This is a genomic window from Microbacterium sp. NPDC089987, from assembly GCF_044748505.1.
In the GTDB taxonomy this organism is placed as follows: domain Bacteria; phylum Actinomycetota; class Actinomycetes; order Actinomycetales; family Microbacteriaceae; genus Microbacterium.
On record NZ_JBIVGE010000001.1, the window covers coordinates 431,707 to 457,707 of the forward strand.

Genomic DNA, 26,001 nt, shown 5'->3' on the forward strand with positions numbered 1-26,001 from the left:
GCCGCAGACGTCCCCGCGCACTCGCCATTCGATCGCGCCTCCGGCGCAGAGGAGCCCGCTTCCATGCAGCAGCACGACCCGTTCGGTTTCGTCGGACTCACCTACGATGACGTGCTCCTGCTTCCCGGGCACACCGATGTCATCCCCAGTGAGGCCGACACCTCCTCGCGGATCACGCGGCGCATCTCGGTGGCCACGCCGCTGCTCTCCAGCGCGATGGACACCGTGACCGAGGCGCGGATGGCGATCGCGATGGCCCGCGAGGGCGGGATCGGCATCCTGCACCGCAACCTCTCGATCGCCGATCAGGCGTCGCAGGTCGACCGCGTGAAGCGCAGCGAGTCGGGCATGATCACCGACCCGATCACCACGACGCCTGACGCGACGGTCGAAGAGGTCGACAACCTCTGCGCCCGCTACCGCATCTCCGGCCTGCCCGTCGTCGACGAGGCCGGCCACCTGGTGGGCATCATCACCAACCGCGACATGCGCTTCGTCTCGGGCTTCGATCGCCAGACCACGCTGGTCAAGGACGTCATGACGAGCGAGAACCTCGTCACCGCTCCGGTCGGAGTGGCCGCCGGCGACGTCATCGCCCTGTTCGCGAAGCACCGCGTCGAGAAGCTGCCGCTGATCGGCGCCGACGGCACGCTCGCCGGACTCATCACCATCAAGGACTTCGACAAGAGCGAGAAGTACCCGCTCGCCACCAAGGACGACCAGGGGCGACTGCGTGTGGGCGCCGCGATCGGCTTCTTCGGCGATGCGTGGGAGCGCGCCGAGGCGCTGCGGGATGCCGGTGTCGACATCCTCGTCGTCGACACTGCCAACGGCCAGTCGCAAGGCGTCATCGAGCTGGTCAAGCGGCTCAAGGCCGACCCGACGTTCGAGCACATCGACATCGTCGGCGGCAACGTCGCAACCCGCGAGGGCGCGCAGGCCCTGGTGGATGCCGGCGTGGACGCGGTCAAGGTCGGCGTGGGCCCCGGTTCCATCTGCACCACCCGCGTGGTCGCCGGCGTCGGCGTGCCGCAGGTGACCGCGGTGTACGAGGCATCCCTGGCAGCCGGTCCCGCCGGCGTGCCCGTGATCGCCGACGGCGGTCTGCAGTACTCCGGTGACATCGCCAAGGCACTGGTCGCCGGTGCCGATGCCGTCATGCTGGGCTCGCTGCTCGCCGGCACCGACGAGTCGCCGGGTGAGATCGTGTTCCAGTCGGGCAAGCAGTTCAAGCAGTACCGCGGCATGGGCTCGCTGGGCGCCATGCAGACCCGCGGGAAGCAGACCTCGTACTCGAAGGACCGCTACTTCCAGGCCGACGTCCCCAGCGACGACAAGCTGATCCCGGAGGGTATCGAGGGTCAGGTGCCGTACCGCGGGCCGCTCTCTGCCGTCGCCTACCAGCTGATGGGCGGTCTGCGTCAGTCGATGTTCTACGTCGGCGCTCGCACCATCGACGAGCTCAAGGCGCGCGGACGCTTCGTGCGCATCACCGCGGCCGGGCTCAAGGAGTCGCACCCGCACGACGTGCAGATCGTCGTCGAGGCGCCCAACTACAAGAAGTGAGCCGACCGGGCATCGCGCGCTTCGGGGCGTCGGCGCATGCTTCGGGCGTAGGTCGGACGTTTCGGGCGTAGGTGATCGCGCGAGGGTAGGACGACAACAGGGCTTTTCGTCCTACCCTCGTGTGTTCTCCTACGGTGGCCGACTCTGGCGGGGCCCTCGTCCGGCGCGGTGGTCAGGCGATTCGGTCCCACGACTAGAGTGAGCCGCATGCGCTCAGCGTCGAACACGCTCACCCGCGGACAGATCACCCGCTACGCCATCGGGTCGCTCGGCACCGGCGGATTCGCCACGCTGCCGGGACTCGTGCTGGTCTACTACCTCACCGACTCCCTGGGGGTGACGGCCCTCGCCGCGGGCGCGATCGTCACCGGCGCGAAGGTGTGGGACGTGCTCATCGACCCGGTGATCGGCGGGCTGAGCGATACGGCGCTGGCCCGCTCCGGATCGCGTCGCGGCCTCATGCTCATCGGCTCCATCGGTCTGCCGATCGCTTTCGTGCTGACCTTCGCCGTTCCCGCGGGAATCGGGCCGGTGGCATCCGGCGTCTGGGTGCTCATCGCGTTCATGCTCGCAGCGGCATGCTTCAGTCTCTTCCAGGTGCCCTACATCGCGCTGCCCGCCGAGCTCACCGACGACTACCGTGAGCGCACCCGCCTGCTGACCTGGCGCGTGGTCATGCTGACCGTGGCGATCCTGCTCTTCGGCGCGGGCGGACCAGAGATCCGCGGGATGTTCGACGGCGACCCGCTGCTCGGCTATCTCGTGATGGCGGCCGTGGCCGCCGTGCTGCTCGGCGTCGGCCTGTTCGTCGCCTCGACCGTCGCGCCGACCCGCCCGATGCTGCCGGTGCGGCCCGGGGCATCGATCGCGATGCACTACCGCAACGGCCTCGACGCGCTGCGCGAGAGTCAGCCGTTCCGCGTGCTGCTGGGCACGTTCATGCTGCAGGGACTCGCGACCGGGCTCATGCTCGCCGCGGCTCAGTTCGTGGCGCGCTGGGTGCTGGGCGACGAGGACGCGGTGACGCCGCTGTTCGTCGCGCTGATCGCGCCCGCCCTGCTGATGGCCCCGGTGTGGAAGCTCGTCGCTGACCGCATCGGCAAAGAGCGCGGCTTCCGGATCGCCAGCGCCGTGTTCCTCGCTGCGACGGCGGTGCTCGGGCTGATGGTGTGGATGCCCGGATGGTGGATCCTCGCCCCCGTCGCCCTCGCGGGCGCGGCGTACGCCGGTATGCAGACCCTGCCGATGGCGATGCTGCCCGATGTCATCGCCCACGATCGCACGGCGGGTGGGCATGACAACCGCTCCGGGGTCTTCAGCGGTGTGTGGACCGCCGGTGAGACGACGGGAATGGCGCTCGGCGCCACTGTGCTGTCGCTCGTGCTCGCGATGACCGGGTACATCGAGACGACGGCCACGGTCGAGGTCGTCCAGCCCGACGCCGCGGTGACCGGGATCGCCATCGCGTTCAGCCTGCTGCCGGCCGCGCTCATGCTGCTGAGCCTGGTCGCGCTCGCGCGCTACCGGCTGCGGGAGCGCGACATCGTCGGGACCTCTGCGTGAGCGACATCCTCGATCGCCTGCGTCGGATGCGCGCCGCCGACGCGCCCACGCACGGCGGGCGTGTGCTGTCGTACGTGTACGACTCGGGTCTGGCCGAGCTGGACGAGCTGGCGGATGCCGCGGCGCGACTCGCGCGACCGCTGAACGGCCTCGACCCGACGGTGTTCCCGTCGATCGCGGCGATGGAGCGCGACGTGATCGGCTTCTCGCGGCGGATGCTGCACGGCGGCCGATCCGTCGTCGGCACCGTCACCAGCGGCGGAACGGAGAGCTGCCTGCTGGCGGTCAAGACCGCGCGCGACCTGTGGCGGCGGTCACGCGCCGGAGCGCCGGAGATCGCCCGTCCGCGTCTTCTGGCGCCGGCGACCGTGCACGCCGCGTTCATCAAGGCCGCGCAGCTGTTCGACCTCGAGTTCGACGCCGTGCCGTGCTCGCCGGACGGTGTGGTCAGGGCATCCGATCTCGTCGAACGGCTCGACGACGATGTCGCTCTCGTGGTCGTCTCGGCGCCGTCGTACCCCACCGGGATGCTCGATCCGATCGCGGAGGTCGCGGCCGCGGCATCCGCTCGGGGTATCGCCTGCCATGTCGACTCCTGCTTCGGAGGATTCGTGCTGCCCCGGTGGCCGGGGCTGCCAGCGTGGGACTTCCGGGTGGCCGGGGTGACGAGCATCTCGGCCGACCTGCACAAGTTCGGCTACGCGCCCAAGGGGGTGTCGGTGCTGCTGCAGCGCGGCCGGCGCCGGCACCGTGCGCAGTTCTTCGCCACGACGGGGTGGGCCGGCTATCCCGTCGTGAACCCGACCCTGCTCGGTTCGCGATCGGCGTCGCCGCTCGCCGCGGCGTGGGCCATCACCCAGCATCTCGGAGACGACGGGTACCGCCGGCTCACCGGCTCAATCCACCGGGTCGCGCTCGCCGTCACGGTCGCGGTCGACGGCATCCCGGGGCTGCGTGTCATCGGCGATCCGATCGGGCCGGCGATCGCGCTCGGCGCGGATGCCGGTGTGCCGGCCTCCGAGCGCGTCGATCCGCACCGGCTCGCCGACGCGCTGGTGGCGCACGGGTGGAAGATTCAGCCCCAGCCGGGTCTCGTGCAGAAGGACGGCGTGCGCATCGCGCACAGCGCGCACCTGACGCTGACGCCCGTGCTCGAGCCGCAGGTCGGGGAGTTCACGCGCGCCCTGGCGGAGGCCGCCGACGAGGTGCGCGGTCGGCCCGCCGCGAATCCGCGGATGCTGCTGGCGGCACTGCGGCTGCTGGGCTACGGCGAGGGCGGGCGGGTGCCTGGGCCTGCCGCCGCATGGCGACTGCTGCGGCTCGCCGGCGCGGGATCGGTGTCGGCGGATCAGCCGATGGCGATGCTCATGGCTCTGATCGAGCGGGCGCCGCGCCCTGTGGCGGAGGCGCTGCTCACCGAGCTGCTCGCGCGCATGTCGGAACCGTGATGCTGACGGCCGCGGTGTGCGGCGGCGCGGCGCGCCTCGCCGGACCGAGCCGGAGGTAGGCCAACGCGCCGAGGTAGGCGGAAATCCAGCAGATCGGCCCACGTCCGTGCGTTCGCCTACGTCGGATGCGTCGAACGGCCGGATGCCGGCAGCGTCTGCCGTCGGTCCAGCGGATGGCAGTCGGCGCGTGCCGGCGCGCGCCGTGTCGGAGGTAGGCCAACGCGCGGACGTAGGCGGAAATCAGGCAGATCGGCCTACCTCCGTGCGTTCGCCTACGTCGGATGCGTCGGACGGCCGGATGCCAGCAGCGTCTGCCGTCGGTCCAGCAGGTGGCGGTCCGCGCGTGCGCGCCCGCGTCGTGCCGGAGGTAGGCCAACGCGGGGAGGTAGGCGAGAATCCAGCAGATTGGCCTACCTCCGTGCGTTCGCCTGCGTCGGGTGCGTCGGGCGCGGTGAGGTGCGTCGGGCGCGGTTGGATGCGTCGTTCAGCGGCGGGATGCCAGATGCAGACCCTGCGCGATCGCATTCATGAGCGTCTCCATCACGTAGCGCGCATCGAACATGATCTGCTGATAGTCGAAGCGGAGCACCGTGTAGCCCAGCAGCACGAGCCTGGCATCCTGTCGCAGATCGCGCCGCCTGTCTTTCGCCTCGCTGTGGAACTCGAAGCCATCGAGCTGCACGACGAGTCGTTCGCCGATGAGGGCATCCACCGGGTGTCCGTCGATCACGACCTGCTGGCGCACCTCTGCGCCGCAGGCCAGCGCGATGCGAACGAAGGTCGTCTCGATGCCCGAGTCCGACAGCGCGCCGACCGTCTCGAGCACCTGCGCCGGTCGCAGCGCTCCCCACTGCGTCCGTCGCAGCTGCTCCAGCGTCGTCAATCCCTTACGCAGCGCCGATTCCCATATGGCGGCGGCTTCCATGGGGTCGAGGCACCTCGCGACGTGGAAGAGCGCGTTCAGCAGGGGCTCCTCGGTGGCGAAACGGGCTACCGGCAACGGACCCTGCGCCCAGTGCACCTGCAGGCCGGCACGCGAGTTGCGGGATGCCGTGGGCGCGACGGCGACGTGCGTCTCATCCACATCCGGTGCCCAGAGGCCCTTCTCGCGCGCGGCGGTGACGCACGTGATCCGTCCGCCTGCCTCTGCGGCTGCGCGGCGCTGCGACGAGCAGTCGGCGCTGACCAGCCACGATCGACGCACCCGTTCGAGCATGCCCGCTTCGATCGCCGCGCGTACGGTCCAGGCGGAGTAGCCCGCGGCGCGCACCTCCGAGCTGTGGGCGACGCCATGCCGTTGCTGCATCCACGTCAGCAGAGGAGTTCTCATGACGGTCGAGCCTGCCCGCCTCGGGCATCCGCTCGGAGGGGAAAGCACGCGAATGTGAACAGAATGCGCGCCCGCGGTCGTTGTGCAGGAAGAGTGGGCCGCCGGCGCAATCACCGGGCGTAGGCGAATGGGCGGAGGTAGGTGGATTGCCCTTCGCTGCGTCCGACGTGCGTGTGTTCGCCTACCTCGGGTGAAGGGACGGGGCGAGTGACTCGGGCGACCGGCAGTGGCACGCGGCCGCGCGGCCGTTGTGCAGGGAGAGTGCGCCGCCGGCGGGCTCACCCGAGGTAGGCGAACACGCCAGGGTAGGTGGATGGGCGCTGGGTATGACCGACGCTCGTGTGTTCGCCTACCTCCGATGAGCGGCGAGCGGTGAGCGGCACCGGGCGCCGCGGCGAGCAGAGCAAAGCTGCTGAGCGCGGACCTGCAACGACAAACCGGGCCACCAGGGTGCCACCGGTAGGCTGGAGGGGTGAGCATGGACATCGAGATCGGCCGAGGCAAGCGGGCGCGCCGCGCGTACACGTTCGACGACATCGCGGTGGTCCCATCGCGACGCACTCGCAACCCCTCCGACGTCTCGACCGCGTGGACGATCGACGCGTTCTCGTTCGACATCCCCGTGCTCGGCGCCCCGATGGACTCGGTCGTCAGCCCGGCCACCGCCATCGCGCTCGGCAAGCTCGGCGGCCTCGGCGTGCTCGACCTCGAGGGCCTGTGGACGCGCTACGACGACCCGCAGCCGCTGCTCGACGAGATCGCCGCGCTGCCCGCCGAGAGCGCGACCGTGCGCATGCAGCAGCTCTACTCCGAGCCGATCAAGCCCGAGCTCGTGAAGCAGCGCCTCGCCGAGATCCGCGAGGCCGGAGTCACCGTCGCCGGCTCGCTCACCCCGCAGCGCACCCAGGAGCTGTACGAGACCGTCGTCGCCGCCGGCGTCGACCTGTTCGTCATCCGCGGCACGACAGTGTCTGCCGAGCACGTCTCCAGCGCTCTCGAGCCGCTGAACCTGAAGAAGTTCATCTACGACCTCGACGTGCCCGTCATCGTCGGCGGCGCCTCCACCTACACCGCCGCGCTGCACCTCATGCGCACCGGCGCGGCCGGTGTGCTGGTCGGCTTCGGCGGGGGAGCGGCGTCGACCACGCGCGTGACCCTGGGCATCCACGCCCCGATGGCGACCGCCGTGTCAGACGTCGCCGCGGCCCGCCGCGACTACCTCGACGAGTCGGGCGGACGCTACGTGCACGTCATCGCAGACGGCGGCGTGGGAACGTCCGGCGACATGGTGAAGGCCCTCGCGATGGGTGCGGATGCCGTGATGCTGGGCGTCGCGCTGTCGCGCGCGACGGATGCCCCGGGCCAGGGCTTCCACTGGGGCGCCGAGGCGCACCACCCCGAACTTCCCCGCGGTCGTCGCGTCGAGGTCGACCGCGTCGCCGACCTCGAGCGGATCCTGTTCGGTCCGGCCCCCGTCGCCGACGGCACCGCCAACCTCATCGGCGCCCTGCGCAAGTCGATGGCCACCACCGGGTACTCCGACCTGAAGGAGTTCCAGCGGGTCGAGGTCGTGCTCGCGCCGTACGAGCTGGGATGACCGAGCAGGCGGCCGCCGCGCAGGAGTTCCCGCCCACGCTGCGCGAGGTGATGCTGCGGGGGCGCTGGATCGGCGTGCTCCTGCTCTGCCTCGTCGTCGCCGGCGTGTTCGCCTGGCTCGGCCAATGGCAGCTCGCACGGGCGATCGACACCGACCCGCCGCCGCCCGGTGCGACCGAGCAGGTGAGCCCGCTGGCCGACTTGATCGAACCCGGTCAGTACCTGCCCGAGCCGCTCGGCGGACAGAAGGTCACCACGAGCGGCGAGTGGGTCGCCGAGGACTTCATCGTGATCTCGTCCCGGTTCAACGGCGGCGAGGAGGGCTACTGGGTCACCGGGCAGCTGCGGGTCGCCGATCGCACGGCGATCGCCGTGGCGCTCGGCTGGGCGCCGACGCGCGAGCAGGCGGATGCCGCTGCTGACGCTCTCGCTCGCCAGGATGCCTCCGAGGTCGAGCTGACCGGGCGGCTGATCGACGACGAGGGCGTCGAGCTTCCCCCGGCCGACGACGTCTTCGCTCTGACGCGGATGTCTCCCGCGGCGCTCCTCGGTCAGTGGCACGATGTCGAGCAGCTCGACGTGTACCGCCCGTATCTGGCATCCCTCGCCGCTCCCTCCGGGCTCGTCGACATCGACTCCCCGGCTCCTGAGGCGAAGTCGCCGATCAACTGGCTGAACATCTTCTACGCGGCGGAATGGGCGATCTTCGCCGGCTTCGCCTTCTACCTCTGGTACCGCCTGGCGAAGGATGCCTGGGAGCGCGAGGTCGAGGACTTCGAGGACGCGCACGCCTGAGGCGACGGTTCGGTGACCATCCGATGACGGGTGGACGAATCCTCTTGCCCGATGTCGGAGGCGCGGCCTATGGTCACTTGCATGCGCGAGTGAGTGCTCGTGCGTCTGACGGCGGATCCACAAGATCTCCGGCAACCCACGATGAGGAGACGGCATTCATGATGCACACCCCTGCCGACCGGAACACAGCCGTTCCGGTCGCCCATCAGAGGAAGCGGGGGCGCATCGCCGCGCTCGCGCTGACCACGGCGTTCACGATGAGCATGGGATCGCTCGTCGCCGCCCCCGCCTTCGCGAACGACGCCGGCACAGGCGTCATCATCAACGAGGCCTATCTGTCCGGCGGCAGCGCCGGCGCCGCCTTCAAGAACAAGTTCATCGAGCTGCATAACCCGACCGACAAGGATGTCGTGCTCGACGGGATGTCGCTGCAGTACCGCTCCGCGTCGGGCACGGGCGCGTCGAACGGCGTGGTCGCGCTCACCGGCACCATCAAGGCCGGCGGCTACTTCCTCGTGCAGGCGAACAGCAACGGCACGGCGGGCGCGGAGCTGCCCACGCCCGACCAGACCAGCACGCTGACCCCGAGCGGCACCACGGGCACGATCGCCCTGGTGCAGGGCGCGTCGGCCGTGACCCTGCCGGTCGGGAACGCCGCGGGTGCGGACGGCATCGTCGATCTGCTCGGCTACGGCACCTCCAACACGTTCGAGGGCACGGTCGCCGGCGCGCCGGCCGGCAACACCGACGTGAAGTCGCTGAACCGCACCGGCGGCAAGGACACCGACGACAACAAGACGGACTTCGCGCTCTCTGCGACGATCACGCCGACCAACTCCGGCAGCAGCACCGAGCCCGAGCCTGAGCCCGAGCCCGAACCCGAGCCCCAGCCCGGCAAGAAGCTCGGCATCGCCGAGGTGCAGGGCAGCGCCGATGTCTCGCCGTACAAGGGCGCCACCGTCACCGTCGAGGGCGTCATCACCGCCGACCACCGCACGGGCGGCTACAAGGGCGTCGTCATCCAGACTGCAGGGTCGGGAGGAGCAGACGACAAGACCCGGAATGCATCCGACGGCATCTTCGTCTTCCTCGACGGCAAGAGCGTTCCCGGTGCGATCGGCGACCTCGTCTCGGTGACCGGCACCGTCGACGAGTACTTCGGCCAGACGCAGATCGCCCCGACGTCGGCATCCGGAGTCTCCGTGGTCACCGCAGGGGTCGGCGTGCCCGCTCTCACGCCGCTGCCGACGAGCGTGGTCGGCGCAGCGCGGGAGGCGTACGAGAACATGCTCGTGCTGCCCACGGGCGACTACCTCGTCGCCTCCAGCCACCAGCTGTTCAACTTCGGCACGCTCTGGCTGAATCCGGGCGAGCTCGACGTCAAGGGCACCGAGCTCGAGCGCCCCGGCGCCGAGGCGGATGCCATCGCCGCGGCGAACCGGGCTGACCGGATCCTGCTCGACGATGCGTACAACATCCAGGTGAGCAACAAGGACCACCTGAATGACCAGCCGTACTTCACGAAGGACACCGTCGTGCGAAACGGCGACGCGGTCGACTTCGGCGGCAAGGGCCTCGTGCTGCAGTACGGGTTCGACGATTGGCGTCTGCAGCCGGTGAAGCCGCTCGACAGCGCGTCGCCGGCGGCTGAGAAGTTCGGCTTCACGACGAAGAACCCGCGCCCGGAGGTTCCCTCCGTGGGCGGCGATGTGAAGATCGCGTCGTTCAACGTGTACAACTACTTCACCACGCTGGTCAGCGAGAACGCCGACGCTCGCGGGGCGAAGACCGCCGCCGAGTTCGCCATCCAGAAGTCGAAGATCGTCTCGGCCATCAACAAGCTGGATGCCGATGTCGTCTCGCTCATGGAGATCGAGAACTCGGTGAAGCTGGGCGACCCCGCCGACACCGCGCTCGCCGACCTCGTCGACGGTCTGAACGCGGAAGCAGGCAGCGGAGTGTGGGCGTACGTGCCCACGCCCAAGTCGCTGCAGAACGCGGCGACCACCGACTTCATCACCAACGCGATCATCTACAAGGCCAAGCAGGTGAAGCCCGTCGGCGACGCCCAGACCATCGACGACGAGACGGTGTGGGGCAACGCGCGCGAGCCGATCGCGCAGGCGTTCGACGCCGACGGCCGCACGGTCACCGTGATCGCCAACCACTTCAAGTCGAAGTCGGGCACCGGCACGCAGCCGGCCGACGGGCAGGGCTTCTTCAACGCCGACCGCGTGAAGCAGGCGCAGTCGCTGCTCGCATTCACCGACCGGCTGAAGAAGACCAACGGCGATGACATGCTGCTCATCGGCGACTTCAACGCCTACGGTCACGAGGACCCGATCGATGTGTTCACGTCGAAGGGCTGGGTCGACACGGTGCCCGCGCACTCGCCGGGCAGCTACACCTACACGTTCGACGGCGAGCTGGGCTCGCTCGACCACGTGATCGCGTCGCCCTCACTGGCCCGGTCGATCACGGGCGCGGATGCGTGGACCATCAACTCGCCGGAGTGGAGCGATCGCGGCTACGCGTACAGCGCCACCGAGACGGGCACCCCGTACCGCTCGAGCGACCACGACCCGATCCTCGTCGGCGTCTCGGCCACCGAGCCGCCGGTCAGCATCGACATCGCCACGATCAACGACTTCCACGGCCGCATCGAGGCCGACGGCAAGGCAGCCGGCGCAGCAGTGCTGGCAGGTGCCGTGAAGTCGGTGCGCGAGGCCAACCCGAACACGATCTTCGCCGCCGCCGGCGACCTGATCGGCGCGTCGACGTTCACCTCGTTCATCCAGGACGACAACCCGACGATCGACGCGCTCAACGCCGCCGGCCTCGAGGTGAGCGCCGCGGGCAACCACGAGTTCGACCAGGGTTGGGCGGACCTCCGCGACCGTGTGCAGGAGCGCGCCGACTGGGAGTACATCTCGTCGAACGTGTTCCTCAAGGGCACCGATGAGACCGCCCTCGCCCCGTCGTGGGTGAAGGAGGTCGACGGCGTGCGGGTCGGCTTCGTCGGCGCCGTGACCGAAGAGCTCGACTCGCTGGTGTCGCCGGCTGGAATCGCTGACCTCGAGGTACGCGACATCGTCGACTCGGTGAACGTCGCGGCTGCGAACCTCCGTGACGGCGACGACGCGAACGGCGAAGCCGACGTGGTCATCCTGCTCGTGCACGAGGGTGCGACCACCGTGTCGGCCGACAGCATCACCCCCGAGTCGGCACTGGGCGAGATCGTCTACGGCGTCGGTGACGACGTGAACGCGATCGTCTCGGCGCACACCCACCTCGCCTACAACCACGTCATCGACGGCCGCCCGGTCGTGTCGGCGGGGCAGTACGGCGAGAACATGGGCGTGATGAACCTGCAGGTCGACCCGAAGAAGAACGAGCTCATCTCGATCACGAACGAGATCCGTCCGCTGGCGGGCAACTACCAGCCGGTCGCCGAGGTGCAGGCCATCGTCGACGCAGCCAAGAAGGAGGCCGACGTGCTCGGCGCCGTCAAGGTGGGCGACATCACGGCCGACTTCAACCGCGCTCGACAGGCCGACGGCACGGAGAACCGCGGTGGCGAGTCGACGATCGGCAACTTCGTCGCCGACGTGCAGAAGTGGGCCACCGGCGCCGACGTGGCGCTGATGAACCCGGGCGGCATCCGCGCCAACCTCACCTACGCCTCGTCGAATGCGAACGACCCCGACGGCAACGTGACCTACCGTGAGGCAGCGAACGTGCAGCCGTTCGCCAACACGCTGGTCACCACGCAGCTCACGGGTGCGCAGCTGAAGGCCGTGCTCGAAGAGCAGTGGCAGCCGGCGGGCGCGAGCCGTCCGTTCCTCAAGCTCGGCGTCTCGGAGGGCCTGTCGTACACGTACGACCCCACCGCGGCGCAGGGGGAGCGGATCACCTCGATCACTCTGAACGGAGCGGCTCTCGATCCGGCAGCCTCGTACACGATCGCCGCGAACTCGTTCCTCGCCGCCGGTGGAGACAACTTCTTCACTTTGGCGAAGGGCGCGAGCGCCAAGGACACCGGCAAGATCGACCTGCAGTCGATGGTCGACTGGTTCGACGCCAACAAGACGGCGAGCCCCGACCTCGACCAGCGTGCTGTGGGTGCCTCCATCACTCCGGCAGCGGGCGCGGACGGGTACCGGGCGGGTGATGTGGTCACCGTGTCGCTCTCGTCGCTCGCGTTCAGCGCCGGCGAGCAGGTGCCGACGACGGTCGAGCTGTCGCTGGGCGGCGTCTCGCTGGGGTCGGCTGCCGTCGACCCGACCGTCGTCAGCACGACCGACGAGGTCGGGCGGGCGAGCATCCAGTTCACGGTGCCGGCCGGATCCGCCGGAGAGCCACTCGTCGCCACGCCGAACGTCGGCGCGCCCGTGACGCTGCCGTTCACGGTGGCGGCCGACGAGCCCGAACCGGGGCCGTTCGAGGGCACGATTCAGACGGGTTCGAAGGTGAGCGCCGGCGGCACCCTCGCGGTGACCGGCGAGCGCTTCACCCCCGGCGAGACCGTGAACGTCGAACTGCGACCCAAGAAGGGGCAGGCCGTGCAGGTCGGCACCGTGCAGGTCGCAGACGACGGAACGTTCTCGACCACGGTGCGTGTGCCGAAGAGCACCCAGCCGGGCAAGTACATCCTGGCCGTGGTGCAGGCCGACGGCGACGCGGCCACTGCCACCGTGCACGTCAACCGCGCGGGCGGAGTGGGCGGCATCATCCAGCAGATCATCGACTGGATCTGGGATCTGCTCACCGGGTGGTTCTGATCACAGCACGCATCTGACGCAGGCGGAGGCCGTCGGGAGTGATCCTGGCGGCCTCCGACGTGTGGCTGGGGCACTCTCTCTCATCCAGAATGCGGCGGGCATGGAGACGAGGGTCAGGGAATGAGGAGTTCCACCTCGGCCTGAGCGAGCGCAGTCGCGAAGGCGGGCGCGGGCGGCGAGTCGGTCACAACGTAATCGACGCGTTCGAGCGTCGTGACCTGTGCGAAGAGCCGGCGGCCAAACTTCGACGAGTCCGCGAGGATCGCGGTGCGCTCCGCTCGCTGGATCATCTCGGCCATCATCGTCGCGTCACCCATGTTGGAGGTCGAGAACCCGTCCTCGTCGACCGCGCCGACCGCGATGAGGGCGAGGTCACAGCGGATGTCGACCTCGGGCCCGCCCGGCGTCATGGTGAACGCCACGGGCCCGGTTGTCGCCTGCGTGATTGCGCGTACCGCACCGCCGAAGACGTACAGGTCGCGGAACGCAGAGGGGGAGATTTCCGCCGGAATACGGAGGTTGTTCGTCGCGATGGTCAGGTCGCGATGGTTACGCAGCGCCCGTGCGACGGCGAGGGTCGTCGTGCCGGCGTTGAGCATGACTACGGCGCCCTCGTCGACGAGCCCGGCCGCAAGCCGGCCGATCTTCTCCTTCTCCTCGGTCTGCATCCGCAGACGGACGTCGAGCGCGCGGTCCTTCAGCTGGCCCTCCGCTCTCAAGGCCCCGCCGTGGGTGCGGATCACGACGCCCTCGCGGTCGAGCTGATCGAGGTCGCGTCGGATCGTGTCAATCGAAACCCCAAAGTGCTCGGCGAGCCTGCCTACGGTGACCTCTCCGGCCTGCTCGACGTACGCGGCGAGGTCGGCCTTGCGGCCGACAGGGAGGCGTCGTTTCGAGGATGCGCGTGTTTCCATGCACCATTTTTAGCACACGCTGCAGAAAATTCGGCAGATTTCAGCAGAAAGCCGCATTCACCAAATCCGCATTATTCCGGGACTTCGCGACCTGAGAAGGCGCCCCAGCCACATGCGACGATCCCAAAAGGCTTGCGTAACAGCAAAGGGCTGCATAACATTGCTTAAAACCGCATGAACGAGCACTGAGGCCCGTGATGCGGCACGATCTCGAAGAGGAGTAGTGATGATCACAGCAGCACGTGGGCGACGCACCCTGAAGTTCGCCGGCGCAGCGACAACAGCCGTGGCCGTTCTCGCTGTTGCGGGATGTTCGACGGCCGGAGGTGGTGACGAAGGCTCCGACGGGGGCAAGGTCACGATCGAGTTCGCGCAGTGGTGGGAGCCCGAGCTATCCGATGGCGAGTTTCGAGCACTCATCGACAAGTTCGAAGACGAGAACCCCGGCGTCACGGTCGACCTGGTTAGCGGACCGTACGCCTCCACCAAGGAGCAGCTGTTCGCCGGTGCGGCATCCGGCACCATGCCCGACGTCATCGGCCTCGACGGCGCGTGGGTGAACGACTTCGCCTCCCAGGGGGTGATCGCCGATCTGACGGAGCTCATGAAGGAGAACGATTACGACGACAGCGAGCTGGCCAGCCAGATCCAAGTCGACGGCAGCACGTACATGATCCCGGTCGTGAACTTCGTCTACCCGATGTTCACGAACGACACCCTTCTCGCCGAGGCGGGCGTCACGACTCCACCCACCACGCGTACCGAATTCGCCGATGCCGCGGCCAAGGTCACCGCTCGCGGCGGCGACGTCTCCGGGTGGGTCCTCCCGCTCTCACTCGAGGCGCCGAACGGCGTGCAGAATGACGTCATGTCGTGGGTCTGGGCCTCCGGGGGCTCCATGCTGAAGGATGGCCAGCCCGATCTCACGAACGATGATGTGACTTCCGCGATCGAGTACGTCGCAGGTCTGTGGGACGACGGCGTCATCGCGTCCGGCTCCTTCACCATGAAGGAGCAGGACAAGGTGGAGGAGTTCACCAACGGCCGCGTCGGCATGATGATCGACTCCCTCGCCCACATCAACCTGATCCGGGAGTCGAACCCCGACCTCGAGTTCTCGATCTCAGCGATCCCGGCGGAGGACGGCTATGACGGCGAGCGCGGCATCCCCTATGCCTCCTGGGGCATCGGCGTCGCCGAGAACTCGGATCACAAGGATGCCGCATTCAAGCTCGTGGAGTTCCTGATGAGCCAGGACACGAACGCTGAGCTGTCAACCATGGCGAAGGCGTTCCCCGGCAATTCCGGGTCGGTGCCGGACTTCGTGGACGACGACGAGCTCTTCGCTGAAGCGTTCGAGATCTATAAGGCCGGCTATCCGGCCAACGAGTTTACGGGTCTACCCGTTGCAGAGGACCTGATGCGCCAGCTCGGCGCGCAGCTGCAGTCCGCGTTCGACGGCCAGCAGTCGGTTGACGACGCCCTGAAGAAGGCGCAGGAGTCGTGGCTGAAGGAGTTCTGACCCTTCACCCGACTCCCGCATGAATGGGGTGCCGCACCGTCGCGGCGGTGCGGCACCCGACCAACCAAGGAGCACCGGTTCCCATGAGCCTGAAACTGTCCGACGACACCGAAGTGATCGTCACCGGCATCGCCCCCGCGCGGCGCAGACGACAGCTGCGCAAGACTACAGAGTCGTACGGCTTCCTCTCGCCGACGATCATCCTGCTGTTCGTCCTCATGATCGTCCCGATCATGATGGTCATCAGCTATTCGCTCCAGGACAACGTGATCCTGAACAAGTCGCCCGAGTTCGTCGGCGTCGCGAACTATGTGGAGATCCTCTCCGACCCGGGGTTCTGGAAGGCCACGGGCAACACGATTCTCTTCACTGTCACGAGCGTCGCCGCGCACCTCGTGCTCGGCCTCGCCTTCGCGATGATGCTCAACAGCCCCTTGCTCGGCCGATTCTCCCGCTCTATCTTCCGGGCTCTGTACGTGCTCCCGTGGCTGTTCACCGTCGCGGTCATCGCCGTCCTGTGGCGGATGCTCCTTGCGCCGAAAGGCGTTGTGAACTTCCTGCTCAACACCGACATCGAGTGGCTGGCCTCGCCGCAGCTTGCGCTCGGCACCATCATCTTCATCAACATCTGGGCCGGGTACCCGTTCTTCATGGTCAGCCTGCTGGCAGGGCTCCAGGGCGTGCCGGCCGACCTGCACGAAGCGGCCCGGGTCGACGGCGCGAATGCCGTGCAGCGCTTCTGGAACGTCACCATCCCGCAGCTGCGCCCGATCATCATCAGCCTTGTGCTGCTCGACCTTATCTGGACGTCACAGCAGTTCGCTCTGATCTGGATGACGACGGGTGGCGGTCCGATCGATGTCACCGAGGTGCTCAGCACCTTCACCTACAAACTTGCGTTCGCCAAGTACGACTTCTCGCTCGCCGCGACCTCCGCGGTGCTCGTGTTGCTGATGTCGATGGTGCTCGCCGTCTTCTACGTCCGTCACCAGAAAGCGAGGGACTGACCATGGCTCTCACCGCCCACACCAGGCGCCGGCCCGCCCGGTCGCACCTCGTCGCAAAGTCCGGTCTGATCCTCGCGCTGATCCTCGGCGCGGTGTTCGCCGCCGGTCCGGTGCTCTGGATGCTGTCGAGTTCGTTCAAGTCGAACACACAGATCTTCGAGCTCCCACCGCGACTCATCACCGACACATTCTCGTTCGACGCGTACGTCGCGATCTTCACGAATCCCGAGACCATGCGGTTCTTTTTGAACAGCTACGTCGTCGCCGGTTCCGTGACGATCCTCACGCTGATCGTGGCGATCCAGGCGGCCTATGCGTTCAGCCGCTTCGAGTTCCGGGGCAAGCGCATTCTCAATGTGGTCATCGTCAGCGTGCAGGCGGTGCCGCCGATCACGCTGCTCATCCCGTACTTCGGACTCATGGTGGCGCTCGGACTGTACAACTCGTACGCGGGCCTGATCCTCACGTACCTGGTGTTCACGCTGCCGTACGCGATCATCATGATGACCGGGTACTTCAACACCCTCCCGAAGGAGCTCGACGAGGCGGTCCGCGTGGATGGCGCCGGCTCCATGACGGCCCTGTGGCGCATCCTCGTTCCGATCTCGGTGCCCGGCATCGTCTCGGTCGGTATCTACACGTTCATGATCGCGTGGAACGAGTACCTCTTCGCGCTCACGCTGACACGGTCCATCGACATGCGCACGGTGCCGATCGGCATCCAGCTCCTGATGGGGCAGCACTCATACGACTGGAACCAGATTATGGCGATGAGCGTGCTCGGGTCGATTCCGGTGCTGATCCTCTTCCTCTTCTTCCAGCGGTACTTCATCAGTGGGCTCACAGCCGGGTCCGTCAAGAGCTGAGCCGCGCTCGACCTTTCACGACCACCACGAAACAGGAGAAACACAAGTGCTCTACACCGGCAAATCCATCCTTGACATCGCGAACGCGCACGACTTCGCTATCCCGGCTTTCAACATCAGTGACTGGGCCATGTTCAACGGCGTCATGGACATCAGCGAGGAGAAGGCCGCTCCGGTCATCATCGCGATCCACCCCGACGAGGTGTCGCATATCACGACCGATCTGATCCCCGCGATGCACTCGCGCGCGCACCGATCGACCGTCCCTGTGGCGATCCACTGGGACCACGGCGGCAGCTACGAGCAGATCATCCGCGCCATCCACGCCGGGTTCACGTCGGTGATGATCGACGCCTCGCTCGAGCCCTTCGAGCAGAACGTCGCGATCACGCGCAAGGTCGTCGAAGCTGCGCACGCCGCGGGCATCCAGGTCGAGGGCGAGCTCGGCACCATCGGCGCGAACGACAGCTACGGCGAGTCGGGGGCGGCGGAGATCATCTACACGAACCCTGACGACGCGGTGCGCTTCGTCGAGGAGACCGGCGTCGACAGCCTCGCGATCGCGATCGGCACCTCGCACGGCCTGTACCCGAGCGATAAAAACCCGGAGCTGCGCCACGATCTGCTCGAGCAGATCAAGGCGGCCGTGAAGATCCCCCTCGTGCTGCACGGCGGATCGTCGAACCCGGATGCCGAGCTGCGGCGCGCAGTGGAGCTCGGGGTCAACAAGATCAACATCTCGAGCGACATCAAGGTCTCGTACCACGACCGCATGCGCGAGGTGATGGGCACCGATCGCCGGCTGCGCGAGCCGAACGCGATCCAGCCGGAGGCGCTCAAGGCGATGAAGGCGACGGCCGCCGAGAAGATCGAACTCTTCGGCGCCGACGGCAAGGCGTCGTTGTACTGAGCGGCGGACGGAGATGATCGGCGTCGTGGACGAAACGGCTTCGCGCACTCGCAACGGATCCGCCGGAGGCGTCCGCGGCACGCTCGTGCTGGGACTCGGCGGGACGGTCGACTACGAGCTGGAGTGGGATGCCGTGGTGATCGAGCGCCTCGCACGACATCACGGTGTGCGACGAAGCGAACTCATCACCACGGCGCCGATCGTCGACGAGCGCTCGCTGCTCGTCACGGTCCTGGCATTCGTCGTCTCCGGCGCAGGAGTGGAGCGGTTCGTCGCGTCGTCCGACATCATCGAGAGCTTCGCCGCCCACTTCGCCTTCGCCGCGACGCTCGGCGGCACGGGAGTGCGCGCGGGCCTCGTGTTGAATGCGCTCGGCATCCCGAGCATCCAGCATCTTGTGAGCATCGACGACACGGTGCGCCGTCTCCTTCCGCCCGCAATTACATACGTGTCGTCGGCGGCGGAGGACACCCTCGATCCGCATCTGATCGTGCAGTACCCGGCCGGAACGCGGGTGGAGCTCGACGACGGCGTCATCGTCGCACCGGCGTCGAACCGCCTCATCTTCGCGAACGACCCACCCAACCGCAACATGGTAATCGCTCCCGTTCTGGCCGACGAACTCGCGCGGTCGTGCGTGTTCCTCGTCTCGGGCTTCAACACGATGCAGGACCACGGCCTGCTCGAGCAACGGCTCGATGACGTGCGTGCCGCGATGGCATCTCTGCCGGCGGATGCACTCGTGTACTACGAGGATGCGGGCTTCTACACACGCGACTTCGCAGCTACTGTGCGGGCGCGGCTGATGCCGCTCATCGACGTGTACGGCATGAACGAGGACGAGCTGCAGGAGTACCTGGGACGCGACGTCGACCTGCTCGACGCGGACGACGTCGCCCGGGCGCTTGCTGATGTGCGGGACATCGTCCCCGCGGCAACCCTGCTGGTGCACACGCGGTACTGGGCCATCGCGGTGGGGGTGTCGGCACACCGTCACCGGTCTGCTCTCTCGAGCGCGGTCGTCGTGGCGGCTACGCGGTATCGAGTCGGGGACGCGCTCACCAAGCGCAGCGTGGACGAGACAAGCACAATGTCTCAGCACAGTGGCGGCGCGGAGGTCGTCGCCGTCGTCGAGCGCCGTCTCGCGGGTGCGGTCGGCGTCCCTGCGTTCGACCTCGACGTCGCGACCCCCACCACGATCGGACTCGGCGACACGTTCGTCGGAGGCTTTCTCGCCGGGTTCGTCGCCGAACAGGAGCACGGGCACGAGTACGAGCAGGAGCAGGCATGACATCGCAACCGCTAGAGCTTCCCGCAAATCGCCCCGCTGAGCGCTTCTACCGCGGGGGAGCCCGCATCAGCGCGTTCCGCGGCGAAGCCAGCAGCGCGCCCCGCGAGCCCGAGGACTGGATTGGATCAACCACCACGGTAAACGGCGAGCGCGAGCTCGGGCTCACTCGCCTGCCAGATGGACGCCTGTTGCGGGATCTCGTCGAGGCCGACCCCGTCAGCTGGCTGGGCGAGGAGCACGTTCGTCGCTGGAGAGCCGACACCCGGCTGCTCGTGAAGCTGCTCGACGCGGGGCAGCGCCTGCCGGTGCATGCACATCCGCACGACGACTTCGCTGCCTCGCACTTGGGCCGCCCGCACGGCAAGGCCGAGGCTTGGTACATCCTGCAGGGCGGCACAGTGCATGTCGGATTACAGCGCGACGTTGAGGCGGCAGACCTGGCCGACCTCGTAGAGCGGCAGGACGTCGACGCCCTGCTCGGACTCCTGCACGCGGTTGACGTGGTGCCCGGCGATGTCGTCTGGGTCCCGCCCGGCGAGCTGCACGCGATCGGAGAGGGTGTGCTGCTGCTCGAGCTCCAGCAGCCGGAGGATCTGTCGATTCTGCTCGAATGGGAGGGGTTCGCGATAGACGGCCCCACGCTCGGGCACCTCGGTCTGGGTTTCGAGGTTGCGCTCGCCGCCGTGAACCGCAGCGCCCGCTCCCAGGTCGAGGTGCGCGCCCTCTCAACTGCCGCCCCGGCATCCGGATCCGTGTTCCCCTCGGACGCCGACCGCTACTTTCGGCTCGAACGGACGCCAGTCGACGGCGAGGTGGAGCTCCGTGCCGGATTCGCGATCATCGTCGTGAGCGAGGGCTCTGTGTCGGCGGGTGATCAGACCTGGCAGGCAGGCACAACGGTGCTTGTGCCGCACGACGCAGGAGCGCTGAGAACGCAGGGCCGCGGAGAGCTGCTCGTGGCGCGCCCACCCACCCCCTGACTCCGGATCGGCGGTTGATCGACGCCGACTAGACTGAACCCATGCCCGAGCCCAGAGTCGCCAGCTTCCCGGCGATCCGCGGAGCACTGAAGTTCTACCAGATCGCCTCGATCATCACCGGCGTCATGCTGCTGCTGCTCGTGACCGAGATGGTGCTGAAGTACACGCCGATCCACCTCGAACTCTTCCTCGGCGGCTCCGGCGGTCCGCTCTGGTTCGCCGAGGTCGTCGAGACCGCCGACGGACTCGAATCGACGGGCGACGGCTTCAACGTGTCGCAGGGCATCCTCGTCGCGCACGGCTGGTTCTACGTCGTCTACCTGTTCGCGTGCTTCCGCATGTGGAGCATGATGCGCTGGCCGTTCGTGCGCTTCATCCTGCTCGCCCTCGGCGGCGTCATCCCTCTGCTGTCCTTCTTCATGGAGACGCGCGTGGCGCGCGACGTGAAGACCTATCTCGCCCAGCGCGAGGCTGCGGAGCATGCCGCGACGCCTGCGCCCACCACCCCGGAAGGTGCCCGTTGACCGAGCAGACCGAGACCCAGCAGCGCCCCGCGCTGGTCGTCGACTTCGGAGCGCAGTACGCGCAGCTGATCGCCCGCCGCGTCCGTGAAGCGGGTGTCTACAGCGAGATCGTGCCGCACACCGCCACTGCCGAGGAGATCGCGGCGAAGAACCCCGTCGCGCTCATCCTCTCGGGCGGACCCTCGTCGGTGTATGAGGACGGTGCTCCGCAGCTCGACCCGGCCGTGTTCGACCTCGGCGTCCCGACGCTGGGCATCTGCTACGGCTTCCAGTACATGGCGCAGACTCTCGGCGGCGAGGTCGCGCACACGGGTCTTCGCGAGTACGGCGCGACCGACGCGCGCATCCCCGCCACGGAGAGCACGCTGCTCGCCGGCCAGCCCGCCGAGCAGAACGTGTGGATGAGCCACGGCGACCAGGTCTCGCGCGCTCCCGAGGGCTTCGACGTCCTCGCCACCACCGAGGCGACCAAGGTCGCCGCGTTCGCGAACGAGGAGCGCAGGCTCTACGGCGTGCAGTGGCACCCCGAGGTCAAGCACTCCGTCAACGGACAGGCGATCATCGAGAACTTCCTGCACCGCGGTGCGGGCCTGCCCGCCGACTGGAACAGCGACAACGTGATCGCCGAGCAGATCGAGCGCATCCGCGAGCAGGTCGGCGACGCGCGCGTCATCTCGGCTCTCTCCGGCGGCGTCGACTCCGCCGTGTCGACCGCTCTCGTGCACAAGGCGATCGGCGACCAGCTGACCGCCGTGTTCGTCGATCACGGGCTGCTGCGCAAGGGCGAGCGCGAGCAGGTCGAGAAGGACTACGTCGAGTCCACCGGCGTGCGCCTGATCACCGTCGATGCGGTGGACACGTTCCTGGGCCACCTCGATGGTGTGACGGATCCCGAGACCAAGCGCAAGATCATCGGGCGCGAGTTCATCCGCGCCTTCGAGCAGGTGCAGCGGGACCTCGTCGAAGAGGCGAAGGCCACCGGCGGAGCGCCGGTGAAGTTCCTCGTGCAGGGCACCCTGTATCCCGACGTCGTCGAGTCGGGCGGGGGAGCGGGCACCGCCAACATCAAGTCGCACCACAACGTGGGCGGCCTGCCCGATGACCTCGACTTCGAGCTCGTCGAGCCGCTGCGGGCGCTGTTCAAGGACGAGGTCCGCGCGATCGGTCGCGAGCTCGGCATCCCCGAGGCGATCGTCGGCCGCCAGCCGTTCCCCGGTCCTGGTCTGGGCATCCGGATCATCGGAGAGGTGACCCGCGAGCGCCTCGAGATCCTGCGCGAGGCCGACGCGATCGCCCGCGAGGAGCTGACCAAGGCCGGCCTCGACGAGACCATCTGGCAGTGCCCCGTGGTGCTGCTCGCCGATGTGCGCTCCGTGGGCGTGCAGGGCGATGGTCGCACCTACGGCCACCCCATCGTGCTGCGCCCCGTCTCGAGCGAAGACGCCATGACCGCCGACTGGACGCGTCTGCCGTACGACGTGCTCGCGAAGATCTCGAACCGCATCACCAATGAGGTGCGCGAGGTGAACCGCGTCGTGCTCGACGTCACCTCGAAGCCGCCGGCAACCATCGAGTGGGAGTGAAAGAAGGGGTCGCGACGGCGGCCCCTTCTTCGTTGCACCGCTCCCAGCTGCTCACATGCGAAAGAGGTCGCTGCCCGAAGGCAGCGACCTCTTTCGTGTGCAGGTCAGGCGCGGCGGCGGTCACCGCGGCCGACGATGAGGCCGTAGATCAGCAGCACGATGATCGAGCCACCGATCGCGAGCAGCCAGGTCTGCAGGCTCCAGAACTCCTCGAGAGGAGCGTTGAAGAGCACGCTGCCGAGCCAGCCGCCCAGGAGGGCGCCGACGACGCCGAGCAGAAGGGTGACGATCCAGCCGCCGCCCTGCTTGCCGGGGAGGATCAGCTTCGCGATCGCACCGGCGATGAGTCCGAGGAGGAGAAAGGCGAGGAAGCCCATGTGTGTCTCCGATCTGTGAGTGATACCCGGGGGTTTCCGGATGCCTCAAGCCTGCCCGACTGCCACGAATGTGCGGCATACCCTTGTGCGAGCTGAGAGAATGCGGTAAAAGCGCTGACAGATGCAGGAAGGGCCGCACTCCGAAGAGAGCGGCCCTTCCGCGAAATGTCTTCTGATCAGTCGTTTCCGCGCAGGATCGCGAGGATGCGCAGGATCTCGACGTACAGCCAGACGACCGTGACCATGATGCCAAAGGCGCCGATCCAGCCGTACTTGCGGGGAGCGCCGTTGCGCACGCCCTGCTGGATCTGGTCGAAGTCCATCACCAGCGAGTAGGCGGCCATGAGCACGACGAGGATGCCGATGACGACGCCGAGCGGGATCCCGAAGACCTTCATGCTGTACAGGCCGAAGGTGAGGTCGGCGTTCACGACGCCGGTCGCCATGAGGATGAGGTTCAGCACCTGGAACACCAGGTAGCCCACCATCGCGATGAGCACGACCTTCGTCATCTTCTTGGAGGCGCGCACCTTGCCGCTGGCGAAGAGCGCGAGGGTCACGCCGACAACGGCCAGCGTCGCGAGGGTCGCCTGCAGAACCACACCAGGCCAGATGATCTCGAAGTAGGCCGAGATGGCGCCCACGAACAGACCCTCGAAGGCCGCGTAGGCCCAGATGAGGGCGGGGCGCACCTTCTTGCGCGAGGTGAACGTGACGACCATGGCGAGCACGAAGCCGCCGAGCGCGCCGACGAGCCACGGGGTCATGTCGGCGTTGCCGCCGGAGTTGACGAAGCTGGTCGCGGTCCACACCCAGCCGACGACGGCGGTGACGAGCAGGATGGCGAAGAGGCCTGCGGTCTTCCAGACCGTGTCCTCGACCGTCATCCGGTCGGTTTCGAGGGCGCCTGCGGATGGGGAGGTGTACATCCCCTCCAGGTGCGCGTTGGCGGCGGCATCCACCCCCGCGTGCTGGAACGACGCGGTGCCGGCGGCCGCGCCCGGTGCGGGCGGCGGCGCGTATGTGCCCTGCGGCGAACCCGGGTAGCTTGCGACATTGCGCGGGTCCTGCTGCTGGAACGCCGGGTTGTTGAATGCGAAATTGCTCATGGTGGCCTCTGCTCCCGAGGGATCGGTCAACTCTTTCCTCAAAGATACGGCGAGAACCTATGCAATGGGTGCTTTACGCTGTGAGCGTGCCCAGGAGAACACCGCTCGTCATCGGTCACCGCGGAGCCCCCGGCTATCGCCCCGAGCACAGCCGATCCTCTTATGAGCTGGCCCTGGCGATGGGAGTGGATGCCGTCGAACCCGATGTCGTCGCGACGAGCGACGGCGTGCTCGTGCTGCGGCACGAGAACGAGATCTCCGGCACCACCGATGTCGCCGATCATCCGGAGTTCGCCGGGCGGCGCACGACCAAGCGCATCGATGGCGTCTCGCTCACCGGCTGGTTCACCGAGGACTTCACCTGGGCTGAGCTGTCCACGCTGCGCACCCGTGAGCGGCTGCCCAAGATCCGCCAGTCGAGTGCGACGTTCGACGACGGGCAGCCGATCCTGCGCCTCCCTGACCTGCTGGCGCTGGTGCGTGCTGGGTCAGATGAGCACGGCCGCGAGATCGCCATCGTGCTCGAGGTCAAGCACGCCACCTACTTCGACAGCATCGGGCTCGATCTCGCGCCGCTCATCGAGCGCGACCTGCGTGCAGGGGGCTGGGCAGAAGGGGACCTCCCGCTGATCATCGAGTCCTTCGAGTCGACCATCCTGCACCGGCTGCAGAAGACCGGCATCGCAGCGTCCTTCATCTATCTCATCGAGTCGGCGGGCAGGCCGTTCGACCTCGTCAGCTCGCTGGGCCGTCATGCTCCTGACTACGCCTCCGCCGTCACGCCCGCGGGGCTCGACCAGCTCGTCGGGACCGTCGACGGCATCAGCGTCAGCAAGAAGATGCTGCTGGCGGCGGGGAACACCATCGTCGCCGATGCGCACGCACGGGGTCTGCGCGTCTTCACCTGGACATGCCGCCCGGAGAACGCCTTCCTCGATCCGCGGTTCCGTGCAGCCGGAGGCAAGGCCGCGTTCGGCGATTACGAGGCCGAGTGGCGAGAGATCGCCGGCACGGGCGTCGACGGCGTGTTCGTCGACCACCCCGACCTGGGCGTCGCCTTCTTCGGCTGATCGGACCCGTCGGATGCGACCGCCGGCTCGCTCGGGCGTGGACCGCGTCGCGGCTCGCGGACGAACCTGCGGCGATCGCTCAGCGCCCGAGAACCGCGCGCGCCCCGTCGGAGTCAGCCTGACGGTACTCCTGTGCGAGCCGGGCCGTCCGCTGCGCTGCGAGCCGCAGCGTCGCCGCGTGCTGTCGCCACTGAGCATCGTTCGCCGACGAGCGGCGGGTGAAGGCGCTCTGCGCTTCCCCCTTCCACTGGCCGCGCAGCTGCTGCGCGGCCGCGGCAAGGGAATCGAGCGACTCGACGATCGCGTCCGCTGAGGCTGCGGTGGTCGCCGCGAGCTGATCGAGACGTTCGGGATCGACCTTCAGGTCCATGACGGTCCGGTCGGCTCGGCGGGGTAGCCCCGGTTGGCGTCGGATCGCAGACTCGCCGCGATGTCAGACTGCTCACCGAAGAGGTCTGCGCCGCGTTCGGCGAGCGCTGTCATCGCCTTGTGCTGCGCCTGGGCGATCGTGGTGAGCGTCACCCTGGCCAGGGCATCCAGACCCAGCTCCTCAGCACCCGAGCCGAATTCGAGCCCAGCGAGACGGCCGCCGACGTGCGCACGCACGGTCACCTCACCACGCGGACTGCGCACGGACTCGACGATGTTCTCGACGTCGGCAGCGAGCGCGTTCGCCCGGGCGCGGTTCTCCTGCGCCTGTCTGGTGACGTCGTCCAGCTGCCGTCGGGCGGCGGCGAAGCCCTCCTCGATCGCGGATTCGTCCATGTCG

The 26,001-nt window shown here is 68.0% G+C and carries 21 protein-coding genes; 15 read left to right on the forward strand and 6 right to left on the reverse strand.

From position 1 onward, the window contains the following. Positions 1-63: 63 nt before the first annotated feature. The 3 genes from guaB (at position 64) to ACIPV2_RS02025 (ending at position 4,577) form a co-directional block, all read left to right on the forward strand. Complete coding sequence (guaB, locus tag ACIPV2_RS02015; protein ID WP_101187425.1) at positions 64-1,566, forward strand: IMP dehydrogenase; 1,503 nt, start codon at positions 64-66, stop codon at positions 1,564-1,566. 207 nt (positions 1,567-1,773) lie between these two features. After that, the gene (locus ACIPV2_RS02020; protein ID WP_400837782.1) at positions 1,774-3,129 is read left to right on the forward strand and encodes an MFS transporter; all 1,356 of its coding nucleotides are present in this window, start codon (positions 1,774-1,776) and stop codon (positions 3,127-3,129) included. Next, positions 3,126-4,577 (forward strand): pyridoxal phosphate-dependent decarboxylase family protein, encoded by a 1,452-nt coding sequence (locus ACIPV2_RS02025; protein ID WP_400837785.1) that lies wholly within the window; start codon positions 3,126-3,128, stop codon positions 4,575-4,577. Before ACIPV2_RS02020 ends, ACIPV2_RS02025 begins: the two co-directional genes overlap by 4 nt. Before the next feature lie 484 nt (positions 4,578-5,061). On the opposite strand, the gene ACIPV2_RS02030 is transcribed toward ACIPV2_RS02025, so the two are convergent. Further along, positions 5,062-5,907: an endonuclease domain-containing protein gene (locus ACIPV2_RS02030; protein WP_400837788.1), complete on the reverse strand. Its 846-nt coding sequence runs from the start codon at positions 5,905-5,907 to the stop codon at positions 5,062-5,064. A gap of 478 nt (positions 5,908-6,385) precedes the next feature. Between ACIPV2_RS02030 and ACIPV2_RS02035 the strand changes: the two genes are divergently transcribed. From ACIPV2_RS02035 to ACIPV2_RS02045, 3 genes are all read left to right on the forward strand, one after another. Continuing rightward, positions 6,386-7,504, forward strand: coding sequence for a GuaB3 family IMP dehydrogenase-related protein (locus ACIPV2_RS02035; RefSeq protein WP_101187422.1), 1,119 nt, complete (start codon positions 6,386-6,388; stop codon positions 7,502-7,504). After that, positions 7,501-8,298 carry an SURF1 family protein gene (locus tag ACIPV2_RS02040; protein WP_400837791.1) on the forward strand — a complete coding sequence of 266 codons (798 nt, stop codon included), beginning with the start codon at positions 7,501-7,503 and terminating at the stop codon, positions 8,296-8,298. The genes ACIPV2_RS02035 and ACIPV2_RS02040 overlap by 4 nt, the downstream gene beginning before the upstream one ends. A gap of 158 nt (positions 8,299-8,456) precedes the next feature. Then, positions 8,457-13,079, forward strand: a complete 4,623-nt coding sequence (locus ACIPV2_RS02045; protein WP_400837794.1) for an ExeM/NucH family extracellular endonuclease — start codon at positions 8,457-8,459, stop codon at positions 13,077-13,079. Positions 13,080-13,192: 113 nt separating this feature from the next. On the opposite strand, the gene ACIPV2_RS02050 is transcribed toward ACIPV2_RS02045, so the two are convergent. After that, positions 13,193-13,993 carry a DeoR/GlpR family DNA-binding transcription regulator gene (locus ACIPV2_RS02050; protein WP_400837797.1) on the reverse strand — a complete coding sequence of 267 codons (801 nt, stop codon included), beginning with the start codon at positions 13,991-13,993 and terminating at the stop codon, positions 13,193-13,195. Positions 13,994-14,219: 226 nt separating this feature from the next. On the opposite strand from ACIPV2_RS02050, the gene ACIPV2_RS02055 reads away from it, so the two are divergent. From ACIPV2_RS02055 to guaA, 8 genes are all read left to right on the forward strand, one after another. Then, on the forward strand, positions 14,220-15,515 hold the full coding sequence (locus ACIPV2_RS02055) for an ABC transporter substrate-binding protein (protein ID WP_400837800.1): 1,296 nt from the start codon (positions 14,220-14,222) through the stop codon (positions 15,513-15,515). 83 nt (positions 15,516-15,598) lie between these two features. Continuing rightward, a complete protein-coding gene (locus ACIPV2_RS02060) occupies positions 15,599-16,522 on the forward strand; it encodes a carbohydrate ABC transporter permease (protein WP_400837803.1) in 924 nt (307 codons plus the stop codon). Positions 16,523-16,524: 2 nt separating this feature from the next. Continuing rightward, positions 16,525-17,388: a carbohydrate ABC transporter permease gene (locus ACIPV2_RS02065; RefSeq protein ID WP_400837806.1), complete on the forward strand. Its 864-nt coding sequence runs from the start codon at positions 16,525-16,527 to the stop codon at positions 17,386-17,388. A 46-nt stretch (positions 17,389-17,434) separates the two neighbouring features. Next, positions 17,435-18,298 carry a ketose-bisphosphate aldolase gene (locus tag ACIPV2_RS02070; protein WP_400837809.1) on the forward strand — a complete coding sequence of 288 codons (864 nt, stop codon included), beginning with the start codon at positions 17,435-17,437 and terminating at the stop codon, positions 18,296-18,298. 25 nt (positions 18,299-18,323) lie between these two features. Beyond that, the gene (locus tag ACIPV2_RS02075; protein WP_400837812.1) at positions 18,324-19,589 is read left to right on the forward strand and encodes an ADP-dependent glucokinase/phosphofructokinase; all 1,266 of its coding nucleotides are present in this window, start codon (positions 18,324-18,326) and stop codon (positions 19,587-19,589) included. After that, positions 19,586-20,569 (forward strand): class I mannose-6-phosphate isomerase, encoded by a 984-nt coding sequence (locus ACIPV2_RS02080; RefSeq protein ID WP_400837815.1) that lies wholly within the window; start codon positions 19,586-19,588, stop codon positions 20,567-20,569. Before ACIPV2_RS02075 ends, ACIPV2_RS02080 begins: the two co-directional genes overlap by 4 nt. 41 nt (positions 20,570-20,610) lie before the next feature. Next, a complete protein-coding gene (locus tag ACIPV2_RS02085; RefSeq protein WP_101187420.1) occupies positions 20,611-21,093 on the forward strand; it encodes a DUF3817 domain-containing protein in 483 nt (160 codons plus the stop codon). After that, a complete protein-coding gene (gene guaA, locus ACIPV2_RS02090; protein WP_400837819.1) occupies positions 21,090-22,676 on the forward strand; it encodes a glutamine-hydrolyzing GMP synthase in 1,587 nt (528 codons plus the stop codon). Before ACIPV2_RS02085 ends, guaA begins: the two co-directional genes overlap by 4 nt. Positions 22,677-22,780: 104 nt before the next feature. Here guaA and ACIPV2_RS02095 read toward each other — a convergent pair whose 3' ends face one another. Next, on the reverse strand, positions 22,781-23,053 hold the full coding sequence (locus ACIPV2_RS02095) for a GlsB/YeaQ/YmgE family stress response membrane protein (protein WP_101187418.1): 273 nt from the start codon (positions 23,051-23,053) through the stop codon (positions 22,781-22,783). A 176-nt stretch (positions 23,054-23,229) separates the two neighbouring features. After that, positions 23,230-24,162, reverse strand: a complete 933-nt coding sequence (locus ACIPV2_RS02100) for a Bax inhibitor-1/YccA family protein (protein WP_400837823.1) — start codon at positions 24,160-24,162, stop codon at positions 23,230-23,232. Between the two features lie 86 nt (positions 24,163-24,248). Between ACIPV2_RS02100 and ACIPV2_RS02105 the strand changes: the two genes are divergently transcribed. After that, positions 24,249-25,232 (forward strand): glycerophosphodiester phosphodiesterase family protein, encoded by a 984-nt coding sequence (locus tag ACIPV2_RS02105; protein WP_400837826.1) that lies wholly within the window; start codon positions 24,249-24,251, stop codon positions 25,230-25,232. Between the two features lie 79 nt (positions 25,233-25,311). On the opposite strand, the gene ACIPV2_RS02110 is transcribed toward ACIPV2_RS02105, so the two are convergent. Beyond that, entirely contained in the window at positions 25,312-25,602 is a 291-nt protein-coding gene (locus ACIPV2_RS02110) for a WXG100 family type VII secretion target (protein WP_400837829.1), read from the reverse strand. Then, the gene (locus ACIPV2_RS02115; RefSeq protein ID WP_400837832.1) at positions 25,593-25,997 is read right to left on the reverse strand and encodes a hypothetical protein; all 405 of its coding nucleotides are present in this window, start codon (positions 25,995-25,997) and stop codon (positions 25,593-25,595) included. The genes ACIPV2_RS02110 and ACIPV2_RS02115 overlap by 10 nt, the downstream gene beginning before the upstream one ends. Positions 25,998-26,001 lie beyond the last annotated feature (4 nt).